The 13,339-nt window shown below is 72.6% G+C and carries 12 protein-coding genes; 9 read left to right on the top strand and 3 right to left on the bottom strand.

The features are described 5' to 3' along the window. Positions 1 to 10 precede the first annotated feature (10 nt). Both AB0I67_RS12680 and AB0I67_RS12675 read left to right on the top strand, forming a co-directional pair. Positions 11 to 1,111: a PrsW family intramembrane metalloprotease gene (locus AB0I67_RS12680; protein WP_357922011.1), complete on the top strand. Its 1,101-nt coding sequence runs from the start codon at positions 11 to 13 to the stop codon at positions 1,109 to 1,111. A 69-nt stretch (positions 1,112 to 1,180) separates the two neighbouring features. Further along, positions 1,181 to 1,807 carry a pyridoxamine 5'-phosphate oxidase family protein gene (locus AB0I67_RS12675; protein ID WP_357922009.1) on the top strand — a complete coding sequence of 209 codons (627 nt, stop codon included), beginning with the start codon at positions 1,181 to 1,183 and terminating at the stop codon, positions 1,805 to 1,807. On the opposite strand, the gene AB0I67_RS12670 is transcribed toward AB0I67_RS12675, so the two are convergent. Beyond that, on the bottom strand, positions 1,804 to 1,974 hold the full coding sequence (locus AB0I67_RS12670) for a hypothetical protein (RefSeq protein ID WP_357922006.1): 171 nt from the start codon (positions 1,972 to 1,974) through the stop codon (positions 1,804 to 1,806). The two genes, AB0I67_RS12675 and AB0I67_RS12670, sit on opposite strands and share 4 nt — an antisense overlap. A gap of 344 nt (positions 1,975 to 2,318) precedes the next feature. Here AB0I67_RS12670 and AB0I67_RS12665 point away from each other — a divergent pair, with 344 nt between their 5' ends. The 5 genes from AB0I67_RS12665 (at position 2,319) to AB0I67_RS12645 (ending at position 6,545) form a co-directional block, all read left to right on the top strand. Further along, positions 2,319 to 2,756 (top strand): hypothetical protein, encoded by a 438-nt coding sequence (locus AB0I67_RS12665; protein WP_357922004.1) that lies wholly within the window; start codon positions 2,319 to 2,321, stop codon positions 2,754 to 2,756. A 21-nt stretch (positions 2,757 to 2,777) separates the two neighbouring features. Then, positions 2,778 to 3,890, top strand: coding sequence for an MFS transporter (locus tag AB0I67_RS12660; RefSeq protein WP_357922001.1), 1,113 nt, complete (start codon positions 2,778 to 2,780; stop codon positions 3,888 to 3,890). Beyond that, positions 3,890 to 4,141, top strand: coding sequence for a hypothetical protein (locus AB0I67_RS12655; RefSeq protein ID WP_357921998.1), 252 nt, complete (start codon positions 3,890 to 3,892; stop codon positions 4,139 to 4,141). Before AB0I67_RS12660 ends, AB0I67_RS12655 begins: the two co-directional genes overlap by 1 nt. Before the next feature lie 12 nt (positions 4,142 to 4,153). Then, positions 4,154 to 5,557: a Si-specific NAD(P)(+) transhydrogenase gene (gene sthA / locus AB0I67_RS12650; protein ID WP_357921995.1), complete on the top strand. Its 1,404-nt coding sequence runs from the start codon at positions 4,154 to 4,156 to the stop codon at positions 5,555 to 5,557. Positions 5,558 to 5,618: 61 nt separating this feature from the next. After that, a complete protein-coding gene (locus AB0I67_RS12645; RefSeq protein WP_357921992.1) occupies positions 5,619 to 6,545 on the top strand; it encodes a DMT family transporter in 927 nt (308 codons plus the stop codon). Between the two features lie 15 nt (positions 6,546 to 6,560). On the opposite strand, the gene AB0I67_RS12640 is transcribed toward AB0I67_RS12645, so the two are convergent. Together AB0I67_RS12640 and AB0I67_RS12635 are read right to left on the bottom strand one after the other, a co-directional pair. Continuing rightward, positions 6,561 to 7,211 (bottom strand): DoxX family protein, encoded by a 651-nt coding sequence (locus AB0I67_RS12640; RefSeq protein ID WP_357921990.1) that lies wholly within the window; start codon positions 7,209 to 7,211, stop codon positions 6,561 to 6,563. 29 nt (positions 7,212 to 7,240) lie between these two features. Then, on the bottom strand, positions 7,241 to 8,770 hold the full coding sequence (locus tag AB0I67_RS12635; protein WP_357921987.1) for an MFS transporter: 1,530 nt from the start codon (positions 8,768 to 8,770) through the stop codon (positions 7,241 to 7,243). A gap of 141 nt (positions 8,771 to 8,911) precedes the next feature. Here AB0I67_RS12635 and AB0I67_RS12630 point away from each other — a divergent pair, with 141 nt between their 5' ends. Together AB0I67_RS12630 and AB0I67_RS12625 are read left to right on the top strand one after the other, a co-directional pair. After that, entirely contained in the window at positions 8,912 to 10,681 is a 1,770-nt protein-coding gene (locus AB0I67_RS12630) for a hypothetical protein (RefSeq protein ID WP_357921984.1), read from the top strand. Between the two features lie 279 nt (positions 10,682 to 10,960). After that, positions 10,961 to 13,270, top strand: coding sequence for an AAA family ATPase (locus AB0I67_RS12625; RefSeq protein ID WP_357921981.1), 2,310 nt, complete (start codon positions 10,961 to 10,963; stop codon positions 13,268 to 13,270). Positions 13,271 to 13,339: the final 69 nt, after the last annotated feature.

The following is a 13,339-nucleotide window of genomic DNA, read 5'->3' as shown; positions in this document are numbered from 1 at the left end:
TAGTGAGGGGATGACCACTCTGGGACACCGCCCCCCTGTCCTGCCGCCGCGCCCGGCGCGCGGGCTGATCGTCGCGCTGGTGCTGTCGAGCGTCTGCGTCCTGCTGGTGCTGGGCATCTTCCTGTTCAGCGGCGGCACCCTCGGGTTCGGCCTGGCGCTGGTGCTGGCCGTCGCGCCGCTGCCGGTGCTGCTGGCCGCCGTGCTCGCGCTCGACCGGCTGGAGCCGGAACCGCGGCTGAATCTGGTGTACGCCTTCACCTGGGGCGGCGGGGTGGCGGTGGTCCTGACGCTGGTCATCCAGAGCATGGGCGAGGCGGCCATCTCCGGCACGGTGGACCAGTCCGTCCTCGACGGGCTGGGCACCGTGGTCTTCGCGCCGGTGATCGAGGAGGCGCTGAAGGGCTCGGTGCTGATCCCGCTCCTGCTGCGGCGGCGCCGGGAGATCCACGGGCTGACCGACGGCATCATCTACGCCTCGATGGCCGGGCTCGGCTTCGGCGCGGTGGAGAACGTCGGCTACTACGTCATGAACTACACCGAGAACGGCGCGGGCGCCGCCGCGGGCCTGTTCGTCTTCCGCGGGCTGATCGCCCCGCTGGGCCACCCGGTCTACACCTCGATGATCGGCCTGGGCGTCGCCTACGCCGTCACCCGGCGCGGGCCGGGCCGGTTCGCCGCCGTGCCGCTCGGCTACCTGGCCGCCGTCCTGCTGCACGGCATGTGGAACGGCATGGCCACGCTCGGCTCGCTGCCCGGCCTGGCGGCCGTCTACCTCGTCCTGATGGGCCTGATCGGCCTGCTGATCGCCATCACCGTGCGCGAGCGCCGCCGGCTGGTGGCCCGGATGGGCCCGGTGCTGGCCGGCTACCTGCCCACCGGCCTGGTCACCCCGCAGGACATCACCATGCTCGGCTCCCTGCTGGCGCGGCGCGACGCGCGCCGCTGGGCCAAGCGCACGGGGTACGGCAGGGCGATGGCCGACTACCAGCAGGCCGCCACCGAACTGGTGCTGGTGCACGAACGCGCCGAACGGGAGGGCATGCACCCGGCCGAGTTCGTCGCCGAGCGTGACGCCCTGCTGCACCTGATGGCCGGCGCCCGCCGCTGGTGAGGGGGGCGGCGTCAAGCGCTCCTCCGTCGATGGTCAAGAATGGGCAATCCCGACAGAGAGGGTTTTTCCATGACGTGGACGGAGATCCAGTCCGAGGCCGAACTCCGCGAGCTGCTCGGCGAGGTCATGCCCCGCGCCGCGACGAAGGAGCGGACGCGGTTGCACGAGCGGGACCGGGAGTGGCTGGCCCTGTCGCCGTTCTGCATCCTCGCCACCTCGGACGCGGCGGGCAACTGCGACGCCTCGCCCAAGGGCGACCCGGCCGGGTTCACCCACGTCCTCGACGACACCACGATCGCCATCCCCGACCGCCCGGGCAACCGCCGCGCGGACGGCTGGCTCAACGTCCTGGCCAACCCGCACGTCGGGCTGCTCTACCTGATCCCCGGCCGCTCGGAGACCCTGCGCATCAACGGCCGGGCCAAGCTGGTGCGCGAGGCGCCGTTCTTCGACGAGATGATCGTCAAGGGTCACCGCCCGCACCTGGCCCTGGTCGTGGAGATCGAGCAGATCTTCTTCCACTGCGCCAAGGCGTTCCTGCGCTCCTCGCTCTGGAAGCCCGAGACCTGGGACGCCGGCGCGCTGCCCTCGCACGCCAAGCTGGTCAAGGAGATCCAGAAGGTCCCCGAGTCGGTGGAGGACCTGGAGCGCTACTACGCCCCGGAGAACTACGAGGTCAAGCTCTACCGCGCCTAGGCGGCCGGAGCCGGTCCGTCGGGGAACGGGATGACGTTGCGACCGCTGTAAGCGTGCAGGTCGACGACCTTGGGGTCGGGAGCGGCAGGCTTGTGGCGGTCGGCGGACCTGATGTCACGAACCTTGTGGCGCGCGACGCGCGGTGGTACCACCACCAGCCTCTTCATCCTGAACCCCCCGACGTGATGTATTTGTGACAAGAGTCTATCTACCGGACTACTTGTAGGTTCAGCGTAAACCAGCGACCAGTGTGACTTCCGGTCGGGTTACCCGTCAGTACGGCAAGCTCTTGCCGGACGGCGTTCTGAGGTCGAGGTCGGCGGGGCGGATGGGGCGCTTCTTGACCGGGGTTTTGGCGATCCTGATGCGTCTCATGATGGGCAACCTAGTAAGCCTGGGCCGATCGCTCAACGTATTTCTACGACTACGCCGACAAATCTCCGGATCGTTGTTACCCGATCGCCGGACGGCCGACGGCTCGCCGCAGGACGAGGCCCCGATGCTGGGCCTCATGAAGAAGACCGTCACCCTGCTGTCGCTGTCCGGCGTCCTGCTCGCCGGAGGTCTCCCCTTGACCGCCACCCCGGCCGCCGCCTCGGCGTGCGCCTTCGACCCGAACAAGGTCGAGTACGCCGACGACGCCAGGATCGCGCGCAAGCAGCACGCCTACTACTGCCGCCACCGCCTCATCTCCGCCCGGGGCGCGCTGACCGCCAAGGGCGCCGCCTGGTTCGACCTGCGCAACGGCACCACTCCACCGGCCCGCACCGACAGGGCCGCCGAGCGGCAGCTCCGCGGCTACCGCGACCTCGGGCTCTGGAACCCGAACCGGATCGAGTACGCCGACGCCCCGAGGCCCGCGTTGCGGCAGTTCAAGTCCTGGTTCAAGAAGGGCTACATCAGCCCGGAGGGCGCCTGGACGAAGAAGGGCAAGGCCCGCTTCGCCTGAGTTTCCGGCATGATCGACCCCATGCCGTTGATCCTGGTCTGCGCCGCATGGGGAGTGTTCTGGGGATCGTGGGGCGCGCTGCTGCCGGCGATCCGCGAGCAGATCGAGACCGGCTCGGCGGGGCTGGGCCCGGCGCTCGCCGTGGTCCCGCTCGGCGCGATCCCGGCCATGGCGCTGGCCGGCCGGCTCGCCCGGGGGCGCGAGCGGACCGGGCTGGCGCTGTCGTCGGCGGCCTTCGCGCTCAGCATCCTGCTCATCGCGACCGCGCGCAGCCCGCTGGCCCTCGGCGCCTGCCTGCTGCTGGTGGGCGCGACCAGCGGCGCCCTCGACGTCACCCTCAACCAGGCCACCGGCCGGGCCGAGCGAGACACCGGCAAGCGGCTCTTCCAGCCGGTGCACGCCGCCTTCCCGGTCGCGGTGATCGCCGCGGCCCCGGCCACCGGGCTCGCCCGCGAACTGGGGCTGAGCACCTTCACCGTGCTCGCGGTGATCGCCGTGATCGTGCTGGCCGCCACCGCGTCGCTGCTGTTCCTGCCGATGCCGAGCGGCCCGGCCGCGCCCAGGCCCGACGGCGCGGCCAACCCCTGGCGGGCCGGGTTCGTGCTCGGCGCGTTGGCCGCGTGCGTGCTCATCATCGAGAACTCGGTCGAGCAGTGGTCGGTGCTGCTGCTGGAGGACCACCGCGGCGCCTCGGCCCTGCTGGCCAGCATCGCGCCCGCCGCCTACATGGGCGCGCTCACCCTGGGCCGGCTGCTCGTCCAGGCCATGCCGAGGCTGCGGCTGCGCACCCTCTACCTGGTGTCGGCGCTCGGCGGCGGCACGGGCATCGTGCTGGCCGGGCTGGCGACGCAGCCGTGGCCGGCCATCGCCGGGTTCACCCTCACCGGGCTCGCCTTCGGGCCGGTCGTCCCGGCCATCCTCAGCCGCGCGGCGGCCGACGACCCCCGGGGGGCGCTGGTCTCGGCGGTGTCGGTGATCTCCTACACCGGCTTCATCGTCAGCCCGCTGCTGGTGGCCGGGCTCTCGCTGCGGGTCGGCCTGCCGTACGCGCTGGCGTTGCTGGGATTGTTTGCCCTGCCCCTGGGCTTTCGCTGGCTCGCCGAGGGTATCTCGGTCCGGAAAGGGAGGACCTGATGGCTGTCTGCGAGACCTGCGGAAACGACTACGACCTGAGCTTCGAGGTGCACGCCCAAGGGGCGGTCCACACCTTCGACTCCTTCCAGTGCGCGATCCAGGCGATGGCCCCGATCTGCGAGCACTGCGGGACGAGGGTGATCGGCCACGGGGTGCAGGTCGACCTCGACTGGTACTGCTGTGCCCATTGCGCGCGGGCGGCGGGCTCAAGTGCCATCGTCGACCGGGTTCCCGCCCAGGCTTCGGCATAGCACACTGACGACGTGGCCGATTTTGACATCCTTGTCGTAGGTTCGGGGCCCGGTGGGCAGAAGGCGGCCATCGCCGCCGCCAAGCTGGAGAAACGCGTCGCGCTCGTCGAGCGGCGGAACATGATCGGCGGCGTCTGCATCAACACGGGCACCATCCCGTCGAAGACGCTGCGCGAGGCGGTCCTCTATCTCACCGGGCTCAACCAGCGCGAGATGTACGGCCAGAGCTACCGCGTCAAGGACGAGGTCACCGTCGCCGACCTGGGCATCCGCACCCAGCACGTGATCGGCCGCGAGGTGGACGTGATCCGCTCGCAGCTCTCGCGCAACCACGTCGCGGTGCTGACCGGCTCGGCCCGCTTCGTCGACCAGCACACCATGGACGTCCTCGACGAGTCCGGCCGCGACGCCAAGGTGACCGCCGAGAAGATCATCCTGGCCACCGGCACCCGGCCGGCCCGGCCGGACTCGGTGGAGTTCGACGAAGAGACGATCATCGACAGCGACGGCATCCTGAACCTGCCGGAGGTGCCCGACTCGCTGGTCGTGGTGGGCGCGGGCGTGATCGGCATCGAGTACGCCTCGATGTTCGCCGCGCTCGGCACCAAGGTCACCGTGGTCGAGCGCCGCGAGCGCATGCTGGACTTCTGCGACCTGGAGATCGTCGAGGCGCTGAAGTACCACCTGCGCGACCTGGCGGTCACCTTCCGCTTCGGCGAGAGCGTCGCCGCCGTCGAGAAGCGGCCCCGCGGCGCGATCACCTTGCTGGAGAGCGGCAAGAAGATCCCCGCCGAGACCGTCATGTACTCCGCGGGCCGCCACGGCATGACCGACGACCTGGCCCTGGAGGCCGCCGGGCTGGCCTCGGACGAGCGCGGCCGGATCAAGGTCGACGCCTTCTACCGTACGGCGGTGCCGCACATCTACGCGGTGGGCGACGTGATCGGCTTCCCGTCGCTGGCCGCCACCTCGATGGAGCAGGGGCGCATCGCCGCGCACCACGCCTGCGACGAGCCGCTGCCCGCGCTGTCGATGCTGCAGCCGATCGGCATCTACACCATCCCGGAGATCTCCTTCATCGGGCAGACCGAGGACGAGCTGACCCGCTCGCATGTGCCGTTCGAGGTCGGCATCTCGCGCTACCGAGAGCTGGCCCGCGGGCAGATCATCGGCGACACCTACGGCATGCTCAAGCTGCTGGTCTCGCCGGAGGACCGCTCGCTGCTGGGCGTGCACGTCTTCGGCACCGGCGCCACCGAGCTGCTGCACATCGGCCAGGCCGTGATGGGCTGCGGCGGCACCATCGACTACCTGGTCGACGCCGTGTTCAACTACCCGACGCTGGCCGAGTCGTACAAGGTCGCCGCCCTCGACGCGATGAACAAGCTCCGCCGGGTCGCCCGTTTCGAGCTGTAGCTCGAAAAATAGGAAAATATCCCTACGTATGAGCCCAGCAAGCTGACTACCCTGCTGCCCCGTGCACATCTCAAGCGCGGCGCGCTGGTTGCCCGCCTACGTCCTGCTCGCCTTCATCTGGGGCAACAGCTTCTTCTTCATCAAGAACCTGGTCGGCGTCCTGCACCCGCTCCAGGTCTCCTTCGGCCGGATGGTGGTCGGCGCCGCCGTGCTGCTGGCCGCGCTGGCCGTGGCCCGGCTGCGCCTGCCGCGTGACCCTTCGCTGTGGGGTCACTTCCAGGTCGTCTCCGTCGTCGCCACGACCATCCCCTTCACCCTCTTCGCGTACGGCGAGCAGTACGTCTCCTCGATCGTCGCCTCGATCTGGAACGCCACCACCCCGCTGTGCACCCTCGCCTTCACCCTGCTGCTGCGCAGCGAGAAGGCCACCGCGGGCCGCGCCCTGGGTCTCGGTCTCGGGTTCGCCGGCGTGATGGTCGTGCTCGGCGTCTGGCAGCCGCTCGACGGCGGCCAGCTCCAGGGCAGCCTGGCCTGCTTCGGCGCCGCGGCCAGCTACGGCATCGGCGGCGCGTACATGGGCCGCTTCCTGGTCGGCCGGCGCCCGGAGCCGACGATGGTGCTGGCGGCGGGCCAGTTGCTCAGCGGCACGGTCCAGCTCCTGGTGATCACGCTGATCGCCGGGGTGCCGCTGGTGAACACCGACGTGCCCGCGCTCACCTGGTGGAACCTGCTGGCGCTGGGCGGGCTCGGCACCGGCGTCGCCTACCTGCTGCTCTACTGGATCCAGGCGCGGGCCGGGGTGACCACGACCTCGACGGTCACCTACACCTTCCCGGCGGTCGCCGCGCTGTCCGGCGTGGTGGTGCTGGGGGAGAGCCTGACCTGGAACCAGCCGGTGGGCGCCGTGATCATCCTGGTCGCCATCGCGATCACCCAGCGGGCGGCGGCCAAGCAGCGCGCCGCCGCCGCACTCGCCGAGCCCGTCTGACGCCCATCGGCGCGGCTACGACTCGGTCTTGCGCGGGCGGCCGGACGGCTTGCGGCGGCCCGCGACGAGGGTGTCGCCGGCCGGCGGCTGCTCCGGGTCCGGCGTCCGCTCGGGCACGGGATGCGGCGCGGTGTCGTCCAGCGAGGGCTGTTCGGCGCGGAGCTCGCCGGGGTCCTCCTCCAGCGCGGGCCGCCGGGGCTCGTCCGGATCCCGGAGCGAGTGGATCACCCGGTCGGCGTCCCGGTCGGCCTCGAACTCCGCCTCGGCCTCCGACTGCCGGCGCCGGATGACCACCATGTGATCCACCGACACCCGGCCGGCTCCGACCACGGCCAGCAGGATCGCGGCCGCGCCGAGCAGGATGATCTCGTTGATGTCCACCGGGTTGAGCGGCCGGGCCAGCAGGAACACGCCCAGGGCCTCGACGAACAGCACCAGCCCGGTGACGGAGACGACCAGCCCGGCGATGAGCAGAGCCCCGCCGAGCAGCTCGGCCATCATGGTGATCGTCGCCCACGCGTCCGGCAGCGGCGCGCCCTGGGCGGCGAACTTCTGGCTGGTCAGCCGCAGGCCGTCCTCAAGCTTGCGCCAGCCGTTGGCGAAGAAGATGCCGCCGACCCCTAATCGGGCGACGAGCGCGGCTAAGTCGTAAAAGGCCTGCTTCACGGGGATTCTCCTGCCCTTGTCCGGACATCTCAATCGCGCCGCAAGAGCATCGCCACGGCGACGGCCGTGGCGCCCAGCAGCACCACGCTGACCGCCACCGTGGTGTGCAGGGCGTTGACGAAGGCCCAGCGGGCGGCCTCTAACAGGGCGTGCCCGGGGGTGCCGCCGACCTGGTCGGCCACGTGCTTGGCGCTGGCCAGCGACTGCCTGGCCTGGTCGAGATCGCTCTGCCGTACGCCGGGAACGGGTTTGAGCGCCGGGGCGTAGGCGAGCGTGGTGATGGTGCCGAGGACCGCCACGCCCAGGCCGGCGCCGAGCTCGTAGGCGGTCTCCTCGATCGACGCCGCGCCGCCCGCCCGCGACTCCGGCACCGAGGACATGATCGTGTCGGAGGCGGCCAGCAACGCCACCTGCACGCCGAAGCCGATGCCGACGAAGCAGACGGCCAGCATGACCGGGTGGCCCTCGACGCCCCAGCCGAGCGTGGGCGTGAGTGACAGAGCCACCAGGGCCAGGCCGCCGCTCATCGTGGTGCGCAGGCCGAGCCGGGGCAGCAGGTGCGCGGCGATCAGCCCGCCGGAGATGGCCGAAAGCACCAGCGGCAGCATGCGCACGGCCGCCACGGGCGGGCTGTCACCGAGCACGAGCTGGAGGTACTGGGCGAGCATGAGCTGCAGGCCGACCAGGGCGAAGACGCCGAGCAGCACGCCGGCCACGCCGGTGCTGAAGGCCCGGCCGCGAAAGAGCGACAGGTCGAGCAGCGGGACCGCCAGGCTGCGCTGGCGGCGCACGAACCAGGCCAGCGCGAGGCCGCCCGCGACCATCACCGCGAGCGCGGCGGCGGGCGGGAGCAGGTGCCCGGAGCCGGCCTCCTTGAGGCCGAAGGCGACCGCCATGATGCCCGCGACCGACAACACCGCGCTGAGGGTGTCCCAGGCGGTGCCGGGGCGGCGGGCGGAGTCGGGCAGCAGGCGCGCGGCCATCGGCAGCAGCACCAGCAGGATCGGCACGTTGATCAGGAAGACGGCGCCCCACCACAGCCCGACGAGCAGGCCGCCGATCAGCGGGCCCACCGCCGCGCCGGCGGCGGCCACGGCGCTCCACACGCCGAGGGCCAAGGCCCGTTCGCGGCGGTCGGTGAAGACCTGGCGGATGATCGAGAGCGTGGCCGGCATGATCATGGCGCCGCCGATGCCGAGCAGCGCGCGGGCGGCGATCAGGCTGGCCGCGTTGGGCGCGAACGCCGCGGCCGCGGAGGCCACCCCGAAGACGCCCAGCCCGGCCAGGACCAGCGGTTTCCGCCCGTACCGGTCGCCGAGCGCGCCGAAGAGAATGAGCAGCGGGGCGACGACCAGCGAGTAGACGTCGATGATCCACAGCAGTTGCACGCCGGACGGGGTGAGCGCCGCGGTGAGCGCCGGGACGGCGATGTGCAGGACGGTCGCGTCCACGGTGATCAGCAGCAGGGCCGTGCAGAGCAGCGCCAGAACCGCCCAGCGCTCTGGTGGCCGGGCGCTCTGGAGACGCCGCCTGGTCGGGGCGGCGGCGGCGATGGTCACGGAGACGCCCCGGGCATGGCTGGCAGCTTAGGCGATGGCCCTGCCCCGGCACAGCCGGATCCGGTGATCCACCTCTCTAGAGAGATACAGGCATATGTCCGGATCTATCAATGCCGGGGGCGGGCGGCGATCATGGAACTCATGGGCGAGGAGGACGACGAACCGGAAAACCCTCGTGCCTGGTGCGAGCTCGCCGTCGCCCACCTCGCCGCCGGCCGTCCCGAGGCCGCCCTGCGCGCCGCCACCGCCGCCGCCGAGCTCGACCCGCTGAGCGAGTGGGCCCACCGCCTGGTCAGCCTCGGCCACTCCCGGATCGGCGACGACCGCGAGGCCCTCGCGCCCGCCCGGGAGGCGGTACGGCTGGCGCCCGGCTCGTGGCCCTCCCGGGTACGGCTGGCCGAGGTGCTCCGCCGGACTCCGGGGAGGTGGGGCGAGGCGCGCGAGCAGGCCGGACTGGCGGCACGGTTCGCGCCCGAGGAACCCGAGCCCCAGGTGGTGCTGGGCGACCTCGCCCTGCTGCGCGGCGCCCACCGGGAGGCGGCCACCCACTACCGCACCGCCCTGTCCACGAGCCCGCCCGCCCGGGAGCCCGATGCGGGCGGGCAGGAGCGGGGAGCTAGAGGGCAGGCGCGGATCAACCTGGGGCTGGCGCTGTTGCGGTGGGACCGCCCCAGGGCGCACCACGACCCGGCCTGGCCGGTCGACCCGAGGGAGACCGGCCGGGCCAGGCGGGCCCTGGAGGTGTGGTCCCGCCAGGTGCGGCTGCTGCTCGCGGTCACCACGCTGGCGGTGGCCGGCGCCGCGCTCGCCCTCGACCGGGGCGGGGAGGCCCGCCTGGCCGGGGTGGCGGTGCTGCTCGCGGTGGTCCCGATCACGGTCCGGCAGGCCCGCCGCGTCCGCCTGTGGTCGCACGTCCCGGCGATGCTGGCCCGCGACCCGTGGCTCGGCACGGCGGTGGCCTCGGCCGTGCTGTCGGTGGCCGCCTTCACGCTCTGGCTGGTGCTGCCGGTCGTCCCCGCGACGCCCGGCCTGGCCCCGGTGCTGGACCCGCTGTGGGCGGGCCTGGCCGGGGTCGTGGTGCTCGGCTGGCCGGCGCTGGCGGGGGTGCGGCTGTTCGCCGAGGTGTGGCGGGGCCGTCCGGTCCTGGCGCTGGAGCAGTTCGCCGCCGCCGCGGGGGAGCGGGTCGCCCGGCGGGACGTCGTGGTCGCGCGCTGGCTGCTGGTGGGCCGGGCGTGGTCGGCGCAACTGGCGCTGGCCGTGGTCGCCCTGGCGGTGGATCCGCGGGGCGCGGTGCTCGGGCTGGCCGTGCCGTACCTGCTGCACCGGGCGAGCCGGCGCGGTGGGCCGGTGGCGGGGGACCGGTGGCTCGGGGTGGCCTTCGCCCTGGTGCTGGCGGGGGCGGTGGCCTGCGCGACCGGCGGGCTGACCGGCTGGGTGTGGGCCTGGCGGGCGGGCCTGGGCGCCAAGCTCGCCGTGGTGCTGGTCTTCGCCCTGCGGGCGGTGCGCGCCTGGTGGCGCGGCGCCCCCGGGCCGGGCCGGGCCTCGCTGCTGATGGCCGAGGACCTCCTGGACGCCGAGACGCGCCCGCCGGTGGCCCTGGACCCCGAGGTACGGCAGGCGCTCGCCTACGCCCGCGGCGTCGTCGTGGCCTTCGGCGACGAGCGCGGCCCCCGCGTGGCGGGCGTGATCGGCACCGTCAGCGCCCTCGGCGAGCTGCGCCTGATCGCCGGCGAGGAGGTGTGGGCGGCGATCGGGACCGACCCCCGGGTGGCCGTCTTCGCCGCCGACGCGTTGCGCCGGAGGTACTGGGTCGAGGTGCGCGGCGTGGCCTGGGCCGAGGGCGACCTGGTGCGCGTCACCCCCAAGCAGGTGCTCGTGACCGAGTTCCCCGGACGCCACCAGCGCCGCTGAATCCCGGCGCCTCGGGCTTGCCGGCCGGTGACATTCCCGTGCCCGAGGCCCCGCGCTTCCTCCAGGAGGACGCCGGAGCCGAACTAGGGTGGCGTATCGCCGGATTCCTGGCCGAAACGGATTGACCGTGCCGCTTGGGCGTGTCTCTGGGCCGTGGCTCCGCCGTACGGTATAACCGGGGGCGGCGGACGCGAGGGGGACCGAGGACGTGAGGCCAGATCTTGCGAGACGCGCGGGTCGCACCCGGCGCGTGCCACGCCGGCCCGAGGCGGCGCGGCGATGAACGCGACCGCGGGGCGCGCGGTCGCACGAGACCGGTTCGAGCAGGTCCGCGAGCGCTACTTCCGGCTTCCGCCGGCGTTGCGCCGGGTGATGTTCGGCGTGGTGCTCGTCGGGATGGTCGGCCTGGGCGTGGCCCTCGACTGGGACCTGCCGCGCACCTTCTTCCTCACCCTGGTCGCGCTGGGCTTCATCGGGCTGACGCTGAGCTTCCCGCGCGCCGCGGCGACCGTGCTGGTGGTGGTGGGCTGGGGCGCTCTGCTCGGGGTGATGGTGCAGGACGCCACCGCGCTGACGCTGATGGCGCTGCTGGGCGTGCTCACCGCGGTCGGCGCGCACCTCATCCGCTGGGTGCCGCCCTGGCTGACCACGTTGCTGGCCCTGGTCCCTGCGGGGGTGCTGGCCACGCTGCTCACCCCCGTGCTCGGGCTGGCCGCCGTCTCGGTCGCCTACGGCGCGGCGGTCGCGGTGCTGATCTACCGCTTCGTGGTGGCCCGCAAGGTCCGCCAGGAGCTCAACGCCGAGGAGCAGGTCCGCGTGCGGGTGCGGGAGGGGCGGCCCGAGCAGCAGCACGACCCCTCGCTGCCGCCCCCGCCGCTGTCGGCCGCCGAGGCGCTGAGCGAGCTCGACACGATGATCGGGCTGCAGCCGGTCAAGGAGCAGGTGCGCTCGATCGCCGCCTCCATCGAGGCGACCCGGATGCGCGCCGAGGCGGGCTACACCACCGACCGGCCGATGCGGCACTTCGTCTTCGTCGGCCCGCCGGGCACCGGCAAGACCAGCGTGGCCCGCACCCTCGCCAAGATCTTCTACGCCTTCGGCCTGCTGGAGACGCCGTACGTGGTCGAGGCGCAGCGTGCCGACCTGGTCGGCGAGTTCCTGGGCGCGACCGCGATCAAGACCAACGAGCTGGTGGACCGGGCGCTCGGCGGGGTTCTCTTCATCGACGAGGCCTACTCCCTGCTCAACGCCGGCGACGGCCAGCCGGACCGGTTCGGCGCCGAGGCGGTGCAGACGCTGCTCAAGCGGGCCGAGGACGACCGCGACCGGCTGATCATCATCCTGGCCGGCTACGAGCAGGAGATGACCACCTTCCTGGCCTCCAACCCGGGCCTGTCCAGCCGCTTCGCCACCCGGGTGCGCTTCCCCGGCTACTCGCCCGCCGAGCTGCTGGAGATCACCGACCTGCTGCAGCGCCGCCGCGGCGACCGGCTCACCGCCGACGCGCGCCCGGCGCTGCTCGGGCTGTACGAGGACGTGCAGCGCCGCGGCCTGGTGGACGAGCTGGGCAACGCGCGCTTCGTGCGCAGCCTGGTCGAGGCCGCCGCGCAGGCCCGCGACGTGCGGGTGGTCGGCGCGGGCGGCACCCCCGCCACCGAGGACCTGGTGACCACCACGGTCGCCGACGTGACGAAGGCCTTCAACGAGCTGACCTCGCGCTTCCGCGGCTACCAGACCACGCCGTCGCTGGAGGAGGCGCTGGCCGACCTCGACCGCATGGGCGGCCTCGAACCGGTCAAGGAACGGGTCCACGCCATCGCCGCCCAGCTCAAGGTGGCCAGGATGCGCCAGGAGCGCGGGCTGCCCGCGCCCGCGCCGATGCGGCACTTCCTGTTCGTCGGCCCGCCGGGCACCGGCAAGACCACCGTGGCCCGCATCCTCGGCCGCATCTTCGCCGCGCTCGGCCTGCTGGCCCGCCCCGACGTGGTCGAGGCGCACCGGGCCGACCTGGTCGGCCAGCACCTAGGCGCGACCGCGATCAAGACCAACGAGCTGGTCGACCGGGCGCTCGGCGGGGTGCTCTTCATCGACGAGGCCTACTCGCTGGTCAACCCGGGCTACTCGGGCGGCGACGCCTTCGGCGCGGAGGCGGTCCAGACGTTGCTCAAGCGGGCCGAGGACGACCGCGACCGACTGGTGATCATCCTGGCCGGCTACGAGCGCGAGATGACCACCTTCCTGGGCACCAATCCGGGCCTGTCCAGCCGGTTCAACCAGTGGGTGCGCTTCCCGAGCTACTCGCCCGCCGAGCTGTCGCAGATCGCGGTGCTGCTCGCCGAGCGCTCCGGCGACCGCTTCGACGAGGCCGCCCGGGCCGACCTGGACGAGGTCTTCCGGGTGGTGTGCGCCGAGCGGCTGATCGACGGGCTGGGCAACGGCCGCTTCGCCCGCTCGCTGTTCGAGCGCGCGGCCATGCGGCGCGACGTCCGGCTGGCCGCGACCGCCGGTTCCGCCAGCTCCGCCGAGGAGCTCACCACCATCACCCGCGACGACGTCCGCGAGGCCGTCGACGAACTATCCGGACGCTAATAACACCCCTCTTTGAATCCAGACCCCTCCGCAGTGGTTACATGGTGTAGCACTATGACTACTGAGCGG

Origin of the sequence: Nonomuraea sp. NPDC050310, from assembly GCF_040655795.1 — a bacterium.
Taxonomy (GTDB): domain Bacteria; phylum Actinomycetota; class Actinomycetes; order Streptosporangiales; family Streptosporangiaceae; genus Nonomuraea.
This window is presented reverse-complemented; position numbering and strand designations above follow the sequence as displayed.